We start from the raw sequence: 19,376 nt of genomic DNA, 5'->3' as shown, positions 1-19,376 counted from the left end.
ACCCTGGCAGATGAACCCCATCCAGAGACGAAAATCCTTTTTCTCGATATTTCTTATGCTTGCATTATGACGTTTATGTATCTTCTAGTCCATCCGCATCGAAATTCAGGGTCGTGCCCGTGGCGGCCAGGTAAATGGCCAGGCGATGCGGGGCTGTACCGGTGACGGCCTCCAGGAGGGTGGCGTAGCGGGATAGCTGGGCGCGCCAGGCTTCGCGGGTCTGGGGGGTGTCGGCGCCGGTCTTGTAGTCGACGATGTGCCAGCGGCCCTGCGTGTCACGAAAGGCCAGGTCGATGATGTGGTGGGCGATGCGGTGGCCGGCGCGGGACATCAGCGGGAGTTCGGCGAAGGCGGCGTTCGGCGCCACGGCCAGCAATTCGCGGCCGGCGTCGCTTTGCAGCAGAGTTCGGATGAAGGCGCGCAGTTTCTGGGTCAGCGCTTCGAGCTGGCCGGTTTCGGCGCCGGCGTTGCGGATCAGCGAGCGCAGTGCCGTGTCGTTTTCCAGCATGCCGGTGGCCCAGGCGCGGGCCGCTTCGCCGCCGGCGAAGTCGAACAGGCATTCGAGCATCTGGTGCAGGGCATCCCCCAGGGCGGCGGCGTTGCGGTCGGGCAGCCCCGGGAGTTGAAAGGCCTCCGGCTCGGGTTCGGGTTGGGGCGCCACCGAGCCTTCGTGTGCAGCATCCTCCGGGGCGGCTCCGGGCATTATGCCTGCCGGCAGCGATTCACGCAGGCGCAGCAGCGGCATCAAAGGGGCTTCTTCGGTGCTGTCATCACTTGCGCCAGGAGTGTAGTCCAGAGTTTCGGCGGCCGGCCCGAACACCGGCTCCAGCATTTTCATGAAACTGCCGGCCGGGATGGTGAAGGCATCGTCTTTGGCCCGGTAGCCGTAGCGGCCGAACAGATGCAGTTCGGTGCGGGCACGGGTCGCGGCGACGTACAGCACGCGCTGGGTTTCGTAGTCCTGGCGCTCCTTGTCGACGGCACCGAGGTAGTCGTAAAGCGACGGTCCGTTCTGGCGCCGGGTGGTCACGGCCGCCATCAGGATGCCGTCGCCGAGGGCGCCGCCGTTCCATTGCCGCGCCGGGCCGGCGTCGGACTCCGTTGCCAGATTCCCAGGGGCTGCGGCCGCAGCGCGACCCTCCAGGGTGAAGGGCTGCGCCATGATCAGCCGTCTTTCGTTGCGTCCCACCTTGCTGTGCAGGCGCGGCAGGATGACCACGTCGAATTCAAGCCCCTTGGCCTTGTGGATGGTCATCAGCTGCACCCGCGACGGGCGGCCGCGAGCGTAGAGGTCGTCCATCGCCTCGTCCAGGCGCTCGATCAGTTCACGTGGGCTCTCGCGCTCGAGCCGGTCGAGCAGCGCCAGGAAGTCGGCGGCGTTCTCCCATTCCTCGGGGCCGGCCACGCAGGCCGGGCCCTGCAGTTCCAGCCAGGCCCGTTCGACCCGTTCCGCCAGACGCTCGCCGTGAGCGCCATCCAGCGCCCGCCGCATCACCCGGTACAGCCGGGCCAGGCGCTGGCGGCTCGCCTGCGGCCAGTCGTCATCGGTGGGCGGCGGGCCCATCGGATCTTCCTCCTCCCAGTTGGATTCCACGGATTGGGAGATGTGCCCCAGCCGCTGCAGAATGTCGGCATCGCGACGTTCACCGGCCAGGCGATGCAGCCACGGCACGGTGAGCGCGCACCAGGGGGCGCGCAGCAGGGCCAGCCAGGCAACCCGGTCGGACGGCTGGGCCAGCACACGGGCGATGGCCCGCAAATCCTGAATGGCCGGCCGTTCGGTGAGCGGATCCACATCGACCGCCTCGAACGCAATGCCCTGCCGGCTGAGCTCGTGCGCCAGCGCGCGCAGATGGCTGCGGGCGCGGACCAGCACGGCAATCTCCGGATCGTCGAGGCGCGCCCGGCAATCGCGGATGAGGCCGGCGATTTCGCGCGCCTCGTCCTCATCGGAATAATCGGGCGCCAGCGGGTGGATGCGCACGTGGCCACCCGGCTCGCGTTCGGCCACCGCCGGGTGATAGGCCACCGCCCCGGAGTCGCGGCGCTCTTCGGCCGGGAAGATCGTCCGGAAGCGGGCATTGGCCCAGTCGACGATTTCCACGGCGGAGCGGAAGTTCGCGGTCAGCCGCAGCAGTTCCACCGGCACCTCGCCCATGCGCTGCTCGCGCACCACGCGGGTGAACAGTCCGACATCGGCCTGGCGGAAGCGGTAAATCGACTGCATCGGGTCACCGACCAGGAAAAGGGTGCGCCCGTCGCCGGGTTGCCAGCCCTCGGTGAGGTGGGCGATCAGACGGTGCTGGGTGTGGCTGGTGTCCTGGAATTCGTCCACCAGCAGGTGGTCCAGGCGCTGATCCTCGGCCATCAGAACCGGGCTGATGCCGCCGTCGGGAGCGGGCTCCAGGCAGTTCAGGGCGGCCTGGGCCAGGTGCTGGAAATCCGTCGCGCCCTCCTCGCTCATGGCCACGTTCAGTTCCACCAGCAGCACCCGCAGCAGGGCCACTACATCCTGCAGAATCCGGTCGTCGAACTCGCCGGTCGTCAGCGGCGGATACTTGGCCATGCGCTCGATGGCGTCCCGCGCAACGGGGTTTTCGAACCAGCGCTGATGTATTTCGCCCAGGGCCGTGGCCTGAGGCGCCAGATGCTCGCCCGCGTTCTTGAAAAAAGCCGGCTTGATCGCGGTTTTGCCACGGAACTTGCCGGCCTTGGTGGTGAGCAATTGCGCCAGGCACCAGGCCGCCACCACATCCGGGTCGGCGGTTCCGGTATCGACCGTGGCCAGTACCGTTTCGAAGGGGTCATTCCCGGCGCCCGGCACGGCCGCCCCGCCCGCGCTCGTGTCCGCGCCGGTGCCAGTGCTGGTGCCAGTACCGGTGCCCGGGTTTGCGTCCGTGCCTGAGCCGTCGTTCACCCCACTGCGCAGCAGGCGCGCCAGCGCCGCGGCCGGTGCGGTATCGGCATGGTCGGAGTCGGATTCGGCGCCCAGTTCGCAGGCGAGACGGATGGCGTTATCGACATTGGCCCCACCCAGGATGTCGCGGAAGGCCGCGTACTCGGCCGCCTGCCGGTAGCGCAGCACGTCGCGCATCGAGGGCCGCGGACGGCCCGGCACCGGCTCCGCCTCGGGGTCCACCCACTGATCGCGGATCCGCAGCATGCCGATCAGCAGATCCTCGAGCTGCGCCACGTCGCCTTCGAGGTGGGTGAGCACCCGCACCAGGCTTTCGTGCAGCGCGACGCCGTCGCCCAGGCCGGTGCCCGTCAGCGACTCGGGGTCATCCAGGTCCTCGAACAGGCTGCGCACCGCCCTGCGGTACAGGGGCTTGGGTTGTTCCATCAGGCGCAGGCCGGATACGGCCGCGCCATGCTCGGGGCTGCGCTGCAACAGATTCGCGCACAGGGAATCGATGGTCAGGATGCGCAGTCGACCGGGATGATCCAGCAGGTGCCAGCCGTGCCACGCATCGTTTTCCAGCACGCCCTGCGCCAGCCGAACGGCCTCGGCTTCGTGCGGTTTGGGCGCATCTCCGGCCGCGGCCTGACGCAACCGCCGCATGATGCGCTCGCGCATCTCCTGGGTGGCCTTGCGGGTGAAGGTGATGGCCAACACCCGTTCGGGACGTTCCACCCGGCCCAGCAGCTTGAGCAGGCGCTGGGTCAGCAGCTCGGTCTTGCCGGAGCCGGCCGGCGCCTGCACGATGAAGGAGCGCTCGAGGTCGAGCGCGGCGTCGCGCTGGTCCTGGTCGGCCGGCGGACGGGGACGGCTCAGATCAGTCATCGCCGGTTCCCCCCGATTCACCATGGCCGGACCGCCAGGCCGCGCCTTCGGCATGGCGCAACACCGGTTCCAAACCGGCCCAGCCGATGGCGCGTTCGTCGTACAGGCAATTCTCCGCGCGCCCGGCGACGATCTCGTCGAGCAGACCGGTGATACCGCTCTCCAGGTGGGCGCGCAGGGTGTCCCAGTCGCCGAAGCGGGTGACCAGCAGGCTGCGGCCCTGGCCCATTGGCGCCAAACCGGCCCCGGCGGCGGCCGCGTCGTCCACCACCCCGCTGAAGGTGCAGGCACCGGCCCGCACCGAGGCCAGGGCCAACCCGCCGACGCCGCTGCCGTTGGGCTCGGCCCGTTCCAGCAGCACGGCATAGAGCGGCAACTGCGGTTCGCCGAGGCGCTCGTCGGCCCAGCGTTTGGAATCCACCGCTCCGCTCTTGTAGTCGATGATCAGCAAGCGCCCGTCGTCGAGCCGATCGACCCGATCCAGGCGCGTGCGCAAGCCGGCACCGCCATAGCTGAATTCGTGCTGCACCTCGACCGCCTCGATGGTGAAACCCGCGCGTCGTCGTTCCAGATCCAGCCATTCCGCCAGCAGCCGGCACAGGCGCTGCCTCTCCGCCGCGAACCCGGCCCGGCTCAGGCGCTGCATGGCATCGAAACGCCCCAGGGCCTGATCGACCGCGTCACCGATCTTCGAATCCGCCGGCAAGCCGGGGCGTCCGGCCTGTTCGCCAAACAGGGCTTCCAGTGCTCCGTGCATCAGCTGACCGCGGTAGGCGGCATCGGCGAACGGCCCCGGCATGGGCTCGAACGCGACCTGCAGGCGAAACGCCAGATAGGCCGCCAGCGGGCAGGCGGACTGGTACTGCAGCATCCGCGCGGAGCCGGGGATGCGTGGCACTTCATCCACCCCGCCGGCGCCCGCGAGGCCGCGGCCGGGTTCGTCCTCGACCGCCTCCAGGAACGGATGCCCGGCATAGCCCGACAGCACTTTCGCCGCCGCGGCGTATTCGGGCCATGGCGCCGGGCCGGCGGAGACCGAAGACGGGTTGGCCACAGCGTCCGTGACCTCCTCCGCACTGACCGCGCAGGTGTCGAGCACCAGCGGACTGGGCAGGCGCGGGGCATCCCCGCCCTGCCGGCCCCAGCTGAAGACCACGTGCGGCGCCAATTCACCGAGCGCGGCATGCAGCCGGCGTACGTAGGCCAGTTCACCGGCGGCGCTGGCCCGTGGAATGTGTTCGGTGGCGGAAGCCGGCAGCCAGGGATTGGCCATGGGATGACCCGGCCAGTTGTCGGCGTGCACATTGGCCACCCAGGCGGCATCGAAGCGGCCACCCGCCGCCTCCTCGGGCGACAGCACCTGCACCGGCGACAGCGGGCCTCCACGCTCGGTGATGGCGGTCTCGCGGCAGATCTGGTCGAGCCAGCCCAGGGCCTCGGATGCCTTCGGCAACCGGACCGCCCGCAGCTCTTCGAGAAGAGCGACGAACCGAACCGCGGCCTCGCCCGCACGGGAGCCGGCAGCCACTTCGCCGGGCCAGCCCCAGGCCTTCAGGCAATCCAGAAATGCGCCGGCATGATCGGTCGAAACCGGGTCGCCAGCCGTTGTGCCCGCAGCGGAGGCCAATGCCGTGAGCGCCGGCAGATCGGACAGCAGGCGTTGCAGCTCGGGCAGTTCTCCTTCGCGCGAGGCGTGCCGCAACGCATGGGCGAGATCGTGCAGGCTGCGCCGGTAATGGCCATCGCGCCGCAGTTGCTGCTCGAACAGCGCGCGGCCATGACGTTCGGCTGATCCACCCGCGGTGTGCGGACTCAGCAGCAAGCGGCTGAATCGCGGAAAAGCCAGCGGCCGGCGCGCGCCGCCCAGGCTGATGCCCAGCAGCAACAGCGCATCCGACACGACCGTCTGCTCGGCCAGGCGCCCACCGCCGGGAAGATGGTAGGACAGGGCATGGGCCGGTATTTCACGCGGGGACGAATCCGCGCCTGCCCTCACCTCGTCTTCCCGCCCCAGGATTCGGTCGAAGGTCTGCCGTACCTCGGCGGCCAGCATATCCCGTTCGTTGACCACGATGGCGATGTGCCGCCGGCCGGCCGCGTGCTGCTCCCGGGCCCAGCCCGCGGCGGCACGCAGTTCCGCCTGCAGATCGTCGAAGGCGCGCGCAACGGGCGCGGCGGTGGCGGACGATTCGACCGACTCGTGCTCGATCGTGATGCCCCGGGCCTGCAGGCCATCGAGCAGGCGCTGTTCCAACCCGGTCACTTCCAGAAACCCGTGCAGCACCACCTGCGCCGGCAAGCCGGCGACCTCGTGTTCGGACGATTCGAGCCACCGGATCAGCCGCAGCAGCCAGTCTTCCGGGGTCGCCTGCCCGGCCTGCGCCAGCGATTCGGCGGCGGCCGCGCGCCAGCGGCGGAAATCAGCGTCCAGCCAGGCGGATTGCGGTTCCGCAAACCAGTGGCGCAGTTCCCGGTCGGCCGCCCGGGCCCTGCGCGCCAGCACCTGTCGCTGCGCGCGGTCGGGCGGCCCGCCATGCGCGGCGACCGCTTCGTACCAGGCGATGTTCATGGCCAGCAATCCGGCGCGAGCCAGTACGGGCTCTCCCTCCAGCAGCGCCAGGCGGCGCAGCGTGTCGGTCACCCATTGCGACAACACGTGGATCGGCGGAGTCACTCGAACCGCGCCACCCGACTCACCGACCTCGCACGCCAGGCAGCGATCACGAATGCGCTGGTTGGGCACCAGCACAACCCGTTGGGCAAACCGCGGATGCGCTATCGCGCTGGCATCAGGATCAGAAATGAACGTCTCCAAACTCGGACCACCCCCGGCCGGCAGGAAACCGAAGGCCTCGTCCGGCGATTCTAGCAAAGCACCATCTCAATACTGCGCCCTCCCCCTCTCAAAATCCGAGAATCCAAACCAACCCACCTCAACTGCTAAGATAAATCCACCAACCACAACAAACGAGACACAACATGGATTGCGGTTGGCGAGCAAAGCAAACTGGAGCATTCAGACCGCGCTTCACGAATACCCCGTTTGACGTGGCACCATACTGGCAATGGGAACGGAGCGAACGAGCGCAGCCGGTTTAACGCGTAGCGTTATGAAGGCAAGCGAGTGAGCGACACCCCCACCATTAACGGCACGGCTGACAGCAAGGCAAACGAGACACCAGAATCGATTGCGGTTGGCGAGCGAAGCGAGTCAGAGCAATCGCCTCTAATGCAGTCGAGTGCAGCCGGTTTGCGCCGCAAAGCGGCGTAAGAAGGCAAACGAGACACAAAAATCGATTGCGGTTGGCGAGCGCAGCGAGTCAGAGCAATCGCCTCCAATGCAGTCGAGTGCAGCCGGTTTGCGCCGCGAAGCGGCGTAAGAAGGCAAGCGAGACACCCAATGTGTGGCAAGACCTCAACCGTCAACATCAAGTGGTCCGAAGTCTACGCCTATGCTTCGGCGCTGCATCCGCCCTCCACCCTGCCGGCGGATCCGCAGGGGCGCATCAACGTTTCGCCGTCGCGGCTGCGGCGCAAGTCGGAACCCGACTCCATGGTGTGGGAGTCCCTGCCGGTCATCCACCGCGACGGCGAGACCGACCGGCCGGCCGAAGCGCTGTGGCCGTTCATTCCGGCCTATTCCGAGGGACGGTTGCCGATGAACAAGGAGGGCCGGCTGATCTCCACGGCCAATGCCCGCCTGCGTACCGAGGGCCGTCCGTTCGCACCCACGTTCATGGGCGCCTGGAATGCCGGCTCGCGGGTCGTGGTGGTGGTGTCGTGGTTCTACGAATTCGACAGCCGGGTTCGCCCGCAGGTGCCCTACGCGGTGTTTCCCACCGATGCGCCGTGCTGGCTGATGGCGGGCCTGGCGCGCCGCACGGTGCTGCCCGATGGGGATGCCCGCCTGACGGTGGCGGTGATTACGGTCAATCCGAACGAGGTACTCAAATCCGTGGGGCACAATCGCAGCCCGGCGCTGCTGCGTTCGGGCGATGAAGCCGCGCGTTGGCTGCGCGGCCAGCGCGACGAAGCGCAGGCCCTGTTACGGCCCTATCCCAACGAGACCATGGGCGTGGAATCGATCCCCATGGGCATCAAGATTCCCGGCAACGAAAACGTCGACCTGCCGGCGGCGCTCGCGAAACGCGGACAGCCAGACGACTGACGGTCCGCAAACGGCTGACGGTCTGGAGTTCCAGCTAGTGTGGATGGCCCGCGGATCGCGTCCGGCGCCGGACTGACGGGCCGGGTCCGGTATCGGTTTCGATTCCGGGCAGAGCGGATCAGTTATCGTCGCTGCCGGTGCGGGAGATCTTCGTGGGCGTGAATTCGATGGTACCCATGGTCATCTCGTCATCGTCCCGCTCGTCCGCTTCGTCGTCGCTGCGAAGCCGGGTGGCGGTGATCCGGGTGCCTTCCGCTTCGTCCCAATGTTCCTTCTGCGCGTGCGGACGCCGGGTGTGCCACATGTCGTGGGTCTCGGACGGCAGGTTGCCGGTGTGGCTGCCAAGCACGGTATGGCCCGACATCCGATGCTGATACAGCGGTTTCGTGTGCCGGCCGCGGGCCGCTGCCTGGCTCCTTTTACGCCCGGCGGAGCGTCCCAACAGCCAGACGAATACGATGGCGCAAACGGCGACAACGCCCAAAAAATAAATCGTCCCCATGTCACTCTCTCCCCATTGCCAGCCCACGCCCCGGAGGGCGGCCGCCGGTCTGCCGGCTACTGCCCGTAACCGCCTGTAATGACGACCGTCATGTTAGTGGCGACCTGGGGAGTTTACCAGCCCCAGGGCTGCCTGATGTCTTTGAGCGCCACGTAACGCATCCGTTTCGTCCCATTGCCAGGGGCCTTCGCCTTGTCGCCCATGGACTTGAGATACTGCAGTTTACGCCGCACCCGCTGCGCTTCACGGCTGCCGAAATTGTCCATCTGGTCGTGCGGTTCGCTGGGATCCCGCAAGCGCGGAGGCTTGACCTTCTCGTAGTGGATTTCCGGCATCTGCTCCTGCCTCACCCGGCCGTAGCGGTCTTCCAGCAGGGCGCGGATGCTTTGATTCCGGCGCGAATCGGATCCGCTGTTCACTTGTTTCTCGCGTATCAGCTGATCGGTCAAGGATTGCAGGGTGGAACTGAGTCCGCGACGCGGTGAGTTTTTCAACTGCGAATGACCGGGCCAACCCCACGGCGAGCGGATCTGGCGTGTCTGGCGCGCCAAGACCCGCCGGGCCGCCGGCGTCGCCCGGCCGTTTTTTCCGGCGGCGGCGCGTCTGTCACGGGATTGGCGTTTGTGGTAATCGAGCAGTGCCGCATTCTGGCTGCGGACGGCAAATCGAATGAAACACAGGCATACGAGACCGACGCACAACACGGCGAGAATGTAATAGAGATAGTCCACTTGAAAGTCCCTTCCCGGCGCATCCCGCTTCCAGTCGCGGTCGTCCGGTGCCCTCAGTCCGCGCCAAACCGGGGCGATATCAGCCCGCAGCCGGACGCTGCAACCGTGACTTTCAAGTTCCCTTTGATCCCTGTCAGATACGCTGATCGATCCCCGATGATCAGCACGATGAGGCGGCTCCGGGTTTCATCGCTTGCGATTCGTCGTACCGGGCCTCGTGAGATGGCGCTGGCAGCTGGTTTCCGGTTGCCCGGATTCCCGTATGAAACGCCATACCTATCAGTTTATACAACGAAACGGAAAAAATGTTGGTGCGATGTTACACCAATACATTGGTATATCAGTTCAACTTATTATTTTTATTGATTAATAGGGAAATCGTAAACGAATGTGTCTTGCGATGACCGGAGCACAATCAGGCAACGCCTGGGCGCAAACCCGTCGAAACACGACGGTTGATTTCACGATTTATTTTACACATCTAGTTATTCGCCTGTTCGCACCCTCTCCTCCATGAACCCCTGACCCCGACCGACGAATTGGGTACGACTCCGCATACGACGTGCTATTGGTCGGGACAACTGGCACAGACATCCACAGTGGACATCCGCTGGAAAAACCGATTTCATGGATTCCGATTGCCCGTTCAGGACACCCGCGAAATGGTTTTGAGACACCCACCAAACCGCCACCGGCCGAACTGCCGGCTGACTCGACGTGTCGACCCAGGATGCCCGTACTGCCCGCACTGCGAGGCCGGAATGCGCTTTGGCTCCCCGATCTGCCTGCCGTCCGTCCGTCGACCCTGAAACGATGATTCGTTTCCGCATGCCTCGACCGCCCCGAGCGACGCGTTTTATTCTCATCGCCGTTCTGCTGGCCGCCGGTTGGCTGGCCGCCCGGGCTGTCGTCGGACCGGAACGGACCGGGGCTGATGCCGGTGCGGACAATGAGAATGGTGCAGCCGACTCGGTCCCGCACGCACGCCCGGCCAAAACCCTGCCGGATTCGGTTTCAGCACCGGCGATCGTCGCGGCTGATGATCTGGAAACCCGCTTCCTGCTGGCCGCGGCGCAAGCCGATCTCAGCTCCATGGCGGTGCCGTTCGCGGCGGTTACGCAAGCCGACTCACCATTGGTGCGCGAACTGAGCACCGGCTTCGAGGCTCGTTTCATCAACCGCAGCGAACCGCTTTCACCCGCAACCGGCCAGGCTTTTATCGACGGGTTGGTGGCGATTTTTCGGCGCTACTGGACCGAGGCCCTGGTCAATCCCGGCGACGCCCCCCGGGCCGCCGCCCGGCTCGACTCCGCGCTGACGGCATTGCTCGCCAGTCACGATGCCGGGCAAGGTGCGGCACCCCGAGACCCTGCGGATGCCTACGCCCGGGTGCGGGCCACGGTCCGCAACGCCGGCTACGGGATATCGCTGAGTTCCGGCGCGCCCCTGCACGACCTGGTGGTGTGGAAAGACGAAACCCGCAAACATTACCGGGTCGATCTGACGGACAGCACCGAGACGGTCGAAGTGGTGTTCGTGGACGGACTGGTGAGCCAGGGCTGGCGCCACTTCGCCTCAATGGGACTCAATGCCACCAGCGGCTGGACTTCGGGCGACGTGCTGTACTGCGTGCGCTGGTCGTACGATCCGGCCACCGAGCCGTTCCGGGTTTCCTACCTCAAGCACGAAGCACGGCATTTCGCCGATTTTCGGCGCTACCCGGAACTCGATGACACGACCATGGAATACCGCGCCAAGCTCACCGAACTGGCCTACGCCAACCGCACCGCATCACGCCTGCTGCAGCGCTTCACCAGCGAACGCAGCGCCGCGGGCGCGAGTGCGCACGCCCGCGCCAACGACCGGGTCGCTCAGGACATGTATCGGGAAGTGTTCGGCCAGTCGCTGCCGGAACACCTGGACGCCTGGTCGGTGGTGGGCCCGGAGCGCATCAACCCGGCGGCCCGGCGCCTGCTGCAACGCAGTACCGCTCTGCTCCCCTAGCGGTCCCGGTCCTGGTCCCGGTCCTGGTCCCGGCCCCGCGCGGCCAACAACCGTTCGCAAACTTCACGCACCGCGCCGCCGCCGCCCGGCGCCCGCGCCACGTAGTGAGCGATGTTGCGAATGGGCTCCTCCGCGTCGGCCGGGCAGCAGGCGAAGCCGACCGCCTCCAGGCAGGCCTGATCGTTGAGATCGTCGCCCACGTAAGCCACTTCATCCAGGCCCAGTCCCCAGCGACCCACCAGCGCCTCGAGGGCCGGAAGCTTGTCCACGGTGCCGGGCAGATAGTCGTCAATCTCCAGCTTGCGCATGCGCGCGTGCACGGCCTCGCTCGTTTCCTGGGTCATCACGGCCACCCGGTAGCCTGCCTGCTCCAGCCGTTTCAGCCCCTTGGCATCGCGGGTGTTGAATTTTTTCAGGGCCTCACCGTCCGCCCCGTAGTACATGCCACCGTCGGTCAGGGTGCCGTCCACGTCCACGACCAGGGCGCGGATACCCGTGGCCGGTGATGCGGGCCGGCCGGACTGGCCCAGCATGGCCTCGATCAGGGTCCAGTCCGCAGGCTCGTCGATTTCGATGGCCGTTTCAGGGGCCATTTCGTACACGGAGATGGTGCCGCCCAGGCGGCACTGAAGCTCCTCGAGCACGGGCCGCCGCGTGTAGTAGAACGCGCCGTTCTCGACCAGGGTGCCGGCGAAATCCTGCCGCCGCGGGCGCCGGACGGGATCGTAATTGAGCGGTTCGCCCGCCGGGCTCCAGTAAAAGCGTTTCTCGCGGGTCGCGGTCACCAGCGAATCGGCTGCAGCCGCCTCGAACTGCGCGCGGGCCGCGCGAAAGTCGTCCGCCCGGGTCAGCGGGGCGGTGGCCTGAATGGTGCACAACACATCGAAGGCCTCGGCCGCGGCGAATTCCAGCAGGGCGCTTTCGGTGGAGGCCTCGTCGGTGCAGGTGTCGGGGCCGCGGCGGAATACGGCGACCTGTTCGCCGAATTCCCGGTTCACGGCCCGTGCGATGTCGTCACTGTCCGTACCCACCCACACCGCGTCGAAACAATCCGACGCCACCGCCTCGCCCAGCGCCCAGGCGAACAGCGGGCGGCCCGAAAGCTCCCGCACATTTTTGCCGGGAATCGATTTCGAGCCCCCGCGCAACGGCATGTAGGCCACCCAGCGCATGGTTCAGACCCGTTCCTCGAACCGCTTGAGCTTTTTGCGCTGCGGTACCTCGATGTCCAGGATGGGCCGGTCACGCCGGGTCAGCGCCTGGCTCACCGCGCGCAGGTCGCGCACCAGGCGGCGCAGGCCATCGGGCTCCAGCGAGGCCGCGTGATCGGTTCCTTTCCAGGTGCGGTCGAGCGTGAAATGCCGCTCGACCCAGTTCGCGCCCAGGGTATAGGCGGCGATATCGGCCGCGATTCCCAGGTGATGCCCGGAAAAGCCGATTGCCCGCACGGTGTCGCCGTAACGCTCGATCAGTTCGCTCACTTCCAGCAGGCAGAGCTGGTCGAACGGCACCGGATAACCGGACGTACAGGCATACAGAACGGTCCGCTCCAGCGCGCCTTCGGCCGCCAGCACGTCGATGATCTGCTCCTCCTCTTCCGGCGTGGTCATGCCCAGCGAAATGTGGATGTCGCCACCGTAGTTGCCGGCCAGTTCACGCAGGATGTCGAACCGCAGGTTGCAGGCCGAAGGAACCTTGATGTAGTCGGGTTCGATGCTGGCGATTTCGCGCGTGGAGGTCATGTCCCACACCGAACACGCATAGCCGGTGCCGAACTCCCGGCACCAGGTCTGCAACTGGCGGTGCTGATCCAGGTCCAGTTCGAGAAATTCACGGTGCTCGCCGTAGCTGGGACCATAGGCGTGCATCGGGTTCGGGTGCGGCGCGGCGTATTCTTCGGGAGTGAGCAATTCGCGGTTGGTGCGCTTCTGGAATTTCACGTATTCGCAGCGCGCGAAAGTCGCGGCGATGCCAATCATTTCACGGGCGATATCCATGTCGCCTTTGTGGTTGCAGCCGATTTCGGCGACGACAACGGGCGGTTTGACGTTCATTGGATCTCCATTACGGGTTCTGTTGTTCGGATACGGTGATCAGGCCGGCCCATCGAGGCGCTGTTGGAACGCATCGAGAAACTGCAACGCATTGCCATGCCATTTCTCGTCAACGGCAAGATCGGAAAGAGTTTCACACTCCAGCGCACGTTGCCAGTGTACCGGGCTGGGCAACAGGCACAGGGTGGCGGTGAGACGGGGTCCGTTGCGCGGCCCCAGGCCCCGGTGCAGCACCCGGGCCGGCTGGAACAACACGGCCTCGCCCGCGGCGCGGTCGGCCACGTGGGTGTCCAGCGGGCGTCCCGCCAGGCGCGCGAGTCGGTTCACATCGGCCGTGCGGGTTTTCGACCAGCCGAACAGGTATCCCCGGCGCGCCACCGCGGCGGTATCGCGCAGATCGATGAATTCGGTGTTGCCGCCGTGCTCGGCAGTGTCGTTCAGATAAACGATCAGCTTGAGGTGCGCCGTCGGACCCTTGTCGCAGTGCCAGCGGAACGACACCGACTTCTGTTCCGGTACCGGCCGGGTCACGGCCAGCGCCACCCAGTGGACCAGGTACTCACTGCGGAAAAAACCGCTGACGGCGGCATCCACCGCGCCCGGAAGAATCTCATCGAGCAGGCCGCGCAGCCACGCCCGATCCGCGACGGGATAGCCTTCGAGGTCGCGGCTGTCTTTCTTCAGACGCTCCGGTTCGCGAGCGGCGAGCTCACGACCGATGGCGCGCGCCCGTTCGGTCTGCAGTGCCCTGAGGTCGGCAAAGCCACGTTGTTCCAGCGCCACCGGGACTTCCGGCAGCCGCTCGCGGCGAAACCACTCGCGGCAGCGGGCGTGGTACTCGGCGTAGCCCCGCTCGAGATCGAAATGGCGCCACACCCGGGTGGCGCGCCGCGGGTCGCGTTCGCGTTTGTAGACCCGGTTGATCGCCCGGTGCAGCAGAGTCGCCCCGCTCATCGCTTCGCCTCCAAGGCGTTATCGAGCGTGAAAATGTGCTCGCTGTGCCGGCCGACCCGAACGCCGTCGAAACGGCCGAGGGTGGCGCCGAGTCGCCGGACCCGCGCTTCGACATCGGCGACCTCGAGCCGCGGAAACCGGTGATCGTGGTATGCGCGCCGATTGCGGCCGGGGCGATTCATGTTGAGGCGGGTCAACAGTGCCTTGGTCCGCGCCAGCAGCGCCGACCGAGCCCGACTGATCGGAGACACCGCCGGCAGCGCGGAGCGGCTCGGGTACGCCGCGTCGAGCTGATCCAGGATGCGTTCGCTGGCCAGTGGGCCCTCACGCGCGGCGATGAAGTGATCGATGCGCGCATCGCGCCCGGCGCTGGTGGCCGCCGGCCGACCTTCCGCTACGATGGCCCGTACCGTGGTCGTCAATGCCTCGAGATCGAAACATTCCTCGCTGAGCCGGTTGGGCAGGCCCTGGAAATCGTAATCGTAAGCCGGATTGCAGGTTGCCAGGTAAGCCACCGCCGGCACGCCCATCGCATAGCTTTCGACCGCCGTGGTGCAGCCGTTGTGGACCAGAGCGCGGCAGGCCAGCAACCAGGGCAGCACGTTGCCGCGGTGGGTCACGTGAACCCGCGCGCAGCGGGCGGCGAGTTCGTGGTAGACCGCGTGATCCTCGCTCGGGTGCGGCCGCAGCACGATCCGGGTGTCCGGCAAGGCCGCCTCCAGGGCCGGAATCATCGCCAGGAAATCATCGAGGATGGCTTGTTTGTGGTCGCGCAGTCCGGTGGCGAACTCGCGCGGCATGCCCTTGCCCGCCTGTCCCATCTTCTCCGGTTTGCCCGGTTCGCTCGACGGCACGAACAGTCCGATGGTGGGCAGAAACGGGTTCACGTCGGTGAAATTCGTGTTGATCATCACGAAGTCCCCGAACTCCTGGCGCAAGGCCCGCACCTCGTCATCGAAAAACGCCCGCAACTCCGGGCGCAGCATGTCGCCGCGCGGGTTGCCGGTCACGTGCACGTCGAGCCCCGGCGGAAAATGCGGATAGGCCTGCATCACTTCGCGATTCTCCTCGCCCCAGGCGAACAGGTGCGAAACCTGCCGCACCGTCTCCGGCGACAGGCGCAGGGAATAGAAAATATCGGCCGGCGGATGCACCAGGGCCTCTTCTTCCCAGGCGGCGATGTCATGACCGAGGCCGCGGATGATGCGGAACATCAGGCTGCTCATCCCGCGCATGCTCTTGGCCAGATAGACGCCCACCGGCAGGTCGGCCATCGCGAAGTGCACGTAAGCGCGCGAGCCGATGAAAACCCGGTAACCGCGCTCGGCCGCGCAACACGCCAGCAGCAGCTTGGCATCCATTTCCCGGACCTGGCTTTCCACCGGGATGATCAGGGCGGGTTTGTCGTCACGCATCGGCCATTCATCCGTGCCCGGCAGGATTGTGTGGTGGCACAACGGCCGGGTTCGCGGCAAGTTCCCGCCAGCGGGCATCGAAAGCCGACCACAGGGCCTCGTTGCCCGTGATCACCGCGACTTCGTGATTGAGGTAATACGAGGGACGGGTCCAGTTGAAGCTGCCAAAAGCCAAACGGCGCCCCGCCGGTCCGTCGGCCAGCACGAATTTCAGGTGCATCGGCACGTCCGCATCCGCGCCCAGGCGGGTAAATCCGATGCCGGCGGCCACCAACCGCCGCTCCATGCGTGGCGGCACCCTGCGGCGGGTGTGCTCGGCCGTCACTTCGACTTCGACCCCCCGCCGCGCCAGGCGGCACAGGCAAGCCACCGACCCCGGATTGCGAATGTGCGAGGCGGCAATGCGAACCCGGCTGCCCGGCTGCATGGATTCCAGCATCGCTTCGACCGGATGCGGCCCGCGCCGCGGCCAGAAATACACCGACCCGGTGTCAAATTCGTGATCGCCGGCCGGCCCGCGGCGGAACAGCCAGGAGCCGTTACGTTGCAACTGCCGTACATGCGCGCCCAGGCAGTCGACCAGGGCCGGATCGCGCACTTCCACCAGTGCGTTGTGGGCCACGCGGTGATCGCCGATGCGCCTGACGACTTCGGGATCGTCTTCAGGACGGTCGCCCGAGGGATTGAACGAACCGACGAAGGCCACCGGTTCCGGGTGCGAGAAACAATAGATTTTTTCGTGCACCTGAGGCTTCCAGGCCAGTCCCCGCGGCGCCAGGATGCCGCGTGCCGCCAGCAGGCGAAGACCGTTCCCAAGTCCTTCACGCCCCGTCCCTTCCGGTTCGGTTGACGGCCCATTTTCACCGCCCGGCGAACCCCGCAATATCCGGATGACCGCCTCATTGGCGCGGGCCACCCGCGGACGCCCCTCCAGCACCAGGTTCACCGTCACGCCGCGCTGCCGGGCCCTCACCAGTTCGCGCGCCAGTTCGCGGTCACGAAAATAATAAGTCACCCAGTCCACACGACCGCCCGCGGGCACCGCGGCCAGGCGACGGGCCAGCAGATCACGCAATGCATCCGGCGCCTGGTCGGGGCCGCCAAAATGGGCTGCAAACGGCTGCGGATGAGTCATCGGGACGGCTTCGATCGGAACAGACTCGGAATGAACGGCGCGCGCGGCTACGAGCATGGATCGATTCTATCCGATGGACGTAAGAATTTGGTTAGAAAACCGGTGTCCAGACCACCGTCTTCAGAATTCCAGGCACCCCATCATCCCCGGCCAACGAGTGACCTCAGCGTGCAGACCCCGGCTCGCGGGCCGGGGTGACGGCGCTGGCGACATTCTACGGTCAGCAAGGACACCCTCTATCCTTGCCATCCCGGACGCACTATTCACCGCCATCCTGGACACACTATTTACCATCACCGCAGACGCACTATTCACCGTCATCCCGGACGCAGAATTTGCGTCATCCCGGACACACTATTCACCGCCATCCCGGTCACACTATTTACCATCACCGCAGACGCACTATTCACCGTCATCCCGGACGCCGCGCAGCGGCGATCCGGGATCCACCAGCACCGAGCCTCAACCCCTGTGATATCCTTTTTTCATGGTTTCTTTCCGACAATCCGGCGGACTGTTGATGCCGCCCAAGCTACGGCGCTTGCAGGAAGTCCAGGCAGAAATTTACCGCCAATTGCAACTGTTGTTACCGGATGACATCGCCTTCCATGATCACCTCCGTTCCTGCGTGCCGGGGTCTGCCCCGCTGTGTCTGGACGTGCTCGAACGTCACCCGTACACGACATTTTTTCGGCTGACTTACGAGTTCAGCGGAACGGAAAATCGGGAATTTGAGCCCGATGCCCACGTACGTTTCTATCATGATGCCCGTATGGCGGAAGCGACCTCGTTCGACTGTGATCAGGCCTGCACCCGGGACAGCCATCCCGCCTATCCTCCCGCCGCCCTGATGCGCCGTACCTGGCGGCAGAACCGGGCCCTGGACCGCTGGCTGGACTTCCTGCTTCGCCAGGGCCACAGCGCCCAGACGATGGCGCCCGTCGAGAGCGCGGCCGGGCGCTCCGAGGCGGTACCTTCGCCGGTAACGGCCGGCTGAATGCCACACATCCCGGCTGCGGACTTGAATCCGCCATCCGGGCGTTGACAGGGCGCAGCCGACCCAGTACCATGCTGCGGCTTTGCGGGGCCATAGCTCAGCTGGGAGAGCGCTACAATGGCATTGTAGAGGTCGGCGGTTCAATCCCGCCTGGCTCCACCACAATGTCCCCTTCGTCTAGAGGCCCAGGACACCGCCCTTTCACGGCGGCGACAGGGGTTCGAATCCCCTAGGGGACGCCAAATATGAAAAAGCCCGCCTCGTGCGGGCTTTTTCATATTTGATGCCCCTGGAAGATAAAGAACCCATCGCGCAACGCCTGTACTGCTTTCCGCAGCGCCTCACGCTGAGAATCACTACAGAATCCTTCCCCACTCACGCCCAACCCCGGTACTGTCACCCCGGCCCCCGAGCCGGGGCCTGCACGCTGAGGTCACTCGGTGGCCGAAGCGTTGCAAGTTAGCGGCTGCTCGTGATTTTAACGTGGGTATTTCTTGCAGACGCTGCTGCGAATATCGACACGGGGTGGATCCCGGATCGCCGCTGCGCGGCGTCCGGGATGACGGAAATCAAAGGATCAGAAGCGCGGGATGACGGAGCATTAGCCCCAGCGCCGTCACCCCGGCCCCGAGCCGGGGCCTGCACGCTGAAGACCACTGCGGCACCATTCCCAACTCACGCCCCAACCCCGGTACTGTCACCCCGGCCCCCGAGCCGGGGTCCACTTGCCCGGATTGGTGCAATAGCCCTTCCCTGATCGAAAAATCAGAACATCTCGCGCTGCAGACCCAGCTGCAACAAGACCCGGCTGGCGATTTCCTCGATGGAGCTGTGCGTGGTGTGAAATGTGGGTACACCGGCCATGCGCAGCAGGCTCTCTGCCGATTCCACCTCCCAGTAGCACTGCTTCAAGGAGGCATAGCGGCTGCCGGGCCGGCGGGTTTCTCTGATCTGCGACAGCCGGTCGGCGTCGATGGTCAGGCCGGCGATCTTGGCGCGATGGGGTTTGAGAAACGACGGCAGAGCCTGGTTCTCCAGGTCGGTCTGAGTGAGTGGATAATTGGCCGCCTTGACCCCGAAATGCAGCGCCATGTACAGGCAGGTGGGCGTTTTGCCGGAACGCGACACACCGACCAGGATGAGATCGGCATTCAGATAGCTGGTACTGACGCCGTCGTCGTGATTCAACGCATAGTTGGTGGCATCGATGCGTTCCTCGTAGCGCCGCGGATTCGCCACGCCGTGGGCCCGGCCAACTTTCGACTCCCGCTTGACGCCCAGGGCCCGCTCCAGGGTTCCCAGAAAGGTGCCAAAGAGATCGATCGTCACCGCGTCGCTGGCCATGATGATGGAACCGATTTCCTCGTCGACGATGGAATTGAACACGATGGGCGGTGCGGAATCCTTCTCCGCCGCTTCGTTGATACGCCTCACCGCCTCCTGTGCTTTCCCGGGGTCGCTGACGAATGGAATGCGTACCTGGCTGAACCTCACGTCCGGAAACTGGGTCAGCAGGCTGTGCCCGACGGTCTCCGAAGTGATCGCGGTTCCGTCCGATATGAAGAACACCGTGCGATGCATGTCATGCCTCTGTAAAATGACCCGCTTTGGGCCGGCTCTCGAAGTGCCGGA

Annotated in this window: 13 protein-coding genes and 2 tRNA genes; 5 read left to right on the top strand and 10 right to left on the bottom strand. The window is 65.9% G+C overall.

All coding sequences use genetic code 11. From position 1 onward, the window contains the following. Window positions 1-73: 73 nt before the first annotated feature. Window positions 74-3,784 carry a UvrD-helicase domain-containing protein gene (locus V3330_RS11285; RefSeq protein WP_354695527.1) on the bottom strand — a complete coding sequence of 1,237 codons (3,711 nt, stop codon included), beginning with the start codon at window positions 3,782-3,784 and terminating at the stop codon, window positions 74-76. Further along, a complete protein-coding gene (locus V3330_RS11280; RefSeq protein WP_354695526.1) occupies window positions 3,777-6,527 on the bottom strand; it encodes a PD-(D/E)XK nuclease family protein in 2,751 nt (916 codons plus the stop codon). Before V3330_RS11280 ends, V3330_RS11285 begins: the two co-directional genes overlap by 8 nt. A 657-nt stretch (window positions 6,528-7,184) precedes the next feature. Here V3330_RS11280 and V3330_RS11275 point away from each other — a divergent pair. Next, entirely contained in the window at window positions 7,185-7,952 is a 768-nt protein-coding gene (locus V3330_RS11275) for an SOS response-associated peptidase family protein (RefSeq protein ID WP_354695525.1), read from the top strand. A 118-nt stretch (window positions 7,953-8,070) separates the two neighbouring features. Here the strand turns inward: V3330_RS11275 and V3330_RS11270 are convergent, their stop codons facing one another. Together V3330_RS11270 and V3330_RS11265 are read right to left on the bottom strand one after the other, a co-directional pair. Further along, window positions 8,071-8,454 carry a hypothetical protein gene (locus V3330_RS11270; RefSeq protein WP_354695524.1) on the bottom strand — a complete coding sequence of 128 codons (384 nt, stop codon included), beginning with the start codon at window positions 8,452-8,454 and terminating at the stop codon, window positions 8,071-8,073. 113 nt (window positions 8,455-8,567) lie between these two features. Then, window positions 8,568-9,185 (bottom strand): hypothetical protein, encoded by a 618-nt coding sequence (locus V3330_RS11265; protein ID WP_354695523.1) that lies wholly within the window; start codon window positions 9,183-9,185, stop codon window positions 8,568-8,570. A gap of 828 nt (window positions 9,186-10,013) precedes the next feature. Here V3330_RS11265 and V3330_RS11260 point away from each other — a divergent pair. Then, complete coding sequence (locus V3330_RS11260; RefSeq protein ID WP_354695522.1) at window positions 10,014-11,189, top strand: hypothetical protein; 1,176 nt, start codon at window positions 10,014-10,016, stop codon at window positions 11,187-11,189. On the opposite strand, the gene V3330_RS11255 is transcribed toward V3330_RS11260, so the two are convergent. Genes V3330_RS11255 through V3330_RS11235 form a run of 5 tightly spaced genes read right to left on the bottom strand, consistent with a single transcriptional unit; the run spans window position 11,186 to window position 16,804 of the window. Next, window positions 11,186-12,361 (bottom strand): cytidylyltransferase domain-containing protein, encoded by a 1,176-nt coding sequence (locus tag V3330_RS11255; RefSeq protein WP_354695521.1) that lies wholly within the window; start codon window positions 12,359-12,361, stop codon window positions 11,186-11,188. The genes V3330_RS11260 and V3330_RS11255 overlap by 4 nt on opposite strands. Window positions 12,362-12,364: 3 nt before the next feature. After that, window positions 12,365-13,243 (bottom strand): N-acetylneuraminate synthase family protein, encoded by an 879-nt coding sequence (locus tag V3330_RS11250; RefSeq protein WP_354695520.1) that lies wholly within the window; start codon window positions 13,241-13,243, stop codon window positions 12,365-12,367. A gap of 39 nt (window positions 13,244-13,282) precedes the next feature. Continuing rightward, a complete protein-coding gene (locus V3330_RS11245; protein WP_354695519.1) occupies window positions 13,283-14,197 on the bottom strand; it encodes a hypothetical protein in 915 nt (304 codons plus the stop codon). Then, on the bottom strand, window positions 14,194-15,612 hold the full coding sequence (locus V3330_RS11240) for a surface carbohydrate biosynthesis protein (protein ID WP_354695518.1): 1,419 nt from the start codon (window positions 15,610-15,612) through the stop codon (window positions 14,194-14,196). Before V3330_RS11240 ends, V3330_RS11245 begins: the two co-directional genes overlap by 4 nt. 7 nt (window positions 15,613-15,619) lie before the next feature. Next, window positions 15,620-16,804 (bottom strand): phospholipase D-like domain-containing protein, encoded by a 1,185-nt coding sequence (locus V3330_RS11235; RefSeq protein ID WP_354695517.1) that lies wholly within the window; start codon window positions 16,802-16,804, stop codon window positions 15,620-15,622. 430 nt (window positions 16,805-17,234) lie between these two features. On the opposite strand from V3330_RS11235, the gene V3330_RS11230 reads away from it, so the two are divergent. The 3 genes from V3330_RS11230 (at window position 17,235) to V3330_RS11220 (ending at window position 17,986) form a co-directional block, all read left to right on the top strand. Continuing rightward, the gene (locus V3330_RS11230; protein ID WP_354695516.1) at window positions 17,235-17,744 is read left to right on the top strand and encodes a DUF1249 domain-containing protein; all 510 of its coding nucleotides are present in this window, start codon (window positions 17,235-17,237) and stop codon (window positions 17,742-17,744) included. Window positions 17,745-17,830: 86 nt separating this feature from the next. Next, a tRNA-Ala gene (locus V3330_RS11225) sits at window positions 17,831-17,906 on the top strand. Between the two features lie 4 nt (window positions 17,907-17,910). Further along, a tRNA-Glu gene (locus V3330_RS11220) sits at window positions 17,911-17,986 on the top strand. A 523-nt stretch (window positions 17,987-18,509) separates the two neighbouring features. Here V3330_RS11220 and ppsR read toward each other — a convergent pair. Beyond that, complete coding sequence (gene ppsR / locus V3330_RS11215; protein WP_354695515.1) at window positions 18,510-19,325, bottom strand: posphoenolpyruvate synthetase regulatory kinase/phosphorylase PpsR; 816 nt, start codon at window positions 19,323-19,325, stop codon at window positions 18,510-18,512. Window positions 19,326-19,376 lie beyond the last annotated feature (51 nt).

It is taken from the genome of Elongatibacter sediminis, from assembly GCF_037892215.1.
GTDB classification, from domain to species: Bacteria; Pseudomonadota; Gammaproteobacteria; order Xanthomonadales; family SZUA-36; genus Elongatibacter; species Elongatibacter sediminis.
The sequence above is the reverse complement of the archived record's forward strand: the minus strand, read 5'-3'. Positions and strand labels throughout refer to the sequence as shown.

Excerpts from the sequence above, each read along its gene's own strand:
- V3330_RS11275 (WP_354695525.1), top strand. The coding sequence starts at position 7,185 with ATGTGTGGCAAGACCTCAACCGTCAACATCAAGTGGTCCGAAGTCTAC.
- V3330_RS11245 (WP_354695519.1), bottom strand. The coding sequence starts at position 14,197 with ATGAGCGGGGCGACTCTGCTGCACCGGGCGATCAACCGGGTCTACAAA.
- V3330_RS11285 (WP_354695527.1), bottom strand. The coding sequence starts at position 3,784 with ATGACTGATCTGAGCCGTCCCCGTCCGCCGGCCGACCAGGACCAGCGC.
- ppsR (WP_354695515.1), bottom strand. The coding sequence starts at position 19,325 with ATGCATCGCACGGTGTTCTTCATATCGGACGGAACCGCGATCACTTCG.
- V3330_RS11270 (WP_354695524.1), bottom strand. The coding sequence starts at position 8,454 with ATGGGGACGATTTATTTTTTGGGCGTTGTCGCCGTTTGCGCCATCGTA.
- V3330_RS11240 (WP_354695518.1), bottom strand. The coding sequence starts at position 15,612 with ATGCGTGACGACAAACCCGCCCTGATCATCCCGGTGGAAAGCCAGGTC.
- V3330_RS11255 (WP_354695521.1), bottom strand. The coding sequence starts at position 12,361 with ATGCGCTGGGTGGCCTACATGCCGTTGCGCGGGGGCTCGAAATCGATT.
- V3330_RS11235 (WP_354695517.1), bottom strand. The coding sequence starts at position 16,804 with ATGCTCGTAGCCGCGCGCGCCGTTCATTCCGAGTCTGTTCCGATCGAA.
- V3330_RS11250 (WP_354695520.1), bottom strand. The coding sequence starts at position 13,243 with ATGAACGTCAAACCGCCCGTTGTCGTCGCCGAAATCGGCTGCAACCAC.
- V3330_RS11260 (WP_354695522.1), top strand. The coding sequence starts at position 10,014 with ATGCCTCGACCGCCCCGAGCGACGCGTTTTATTCTCATCGCCGTTCTG.
- V3330_RS11230 (WP_354695516.1), top strand. The coding sequence starts at position 17,235 with ATGGTTTCTTTCCGACAATCCGGCGGACTGTTGATGCCGCCCAAGCTA.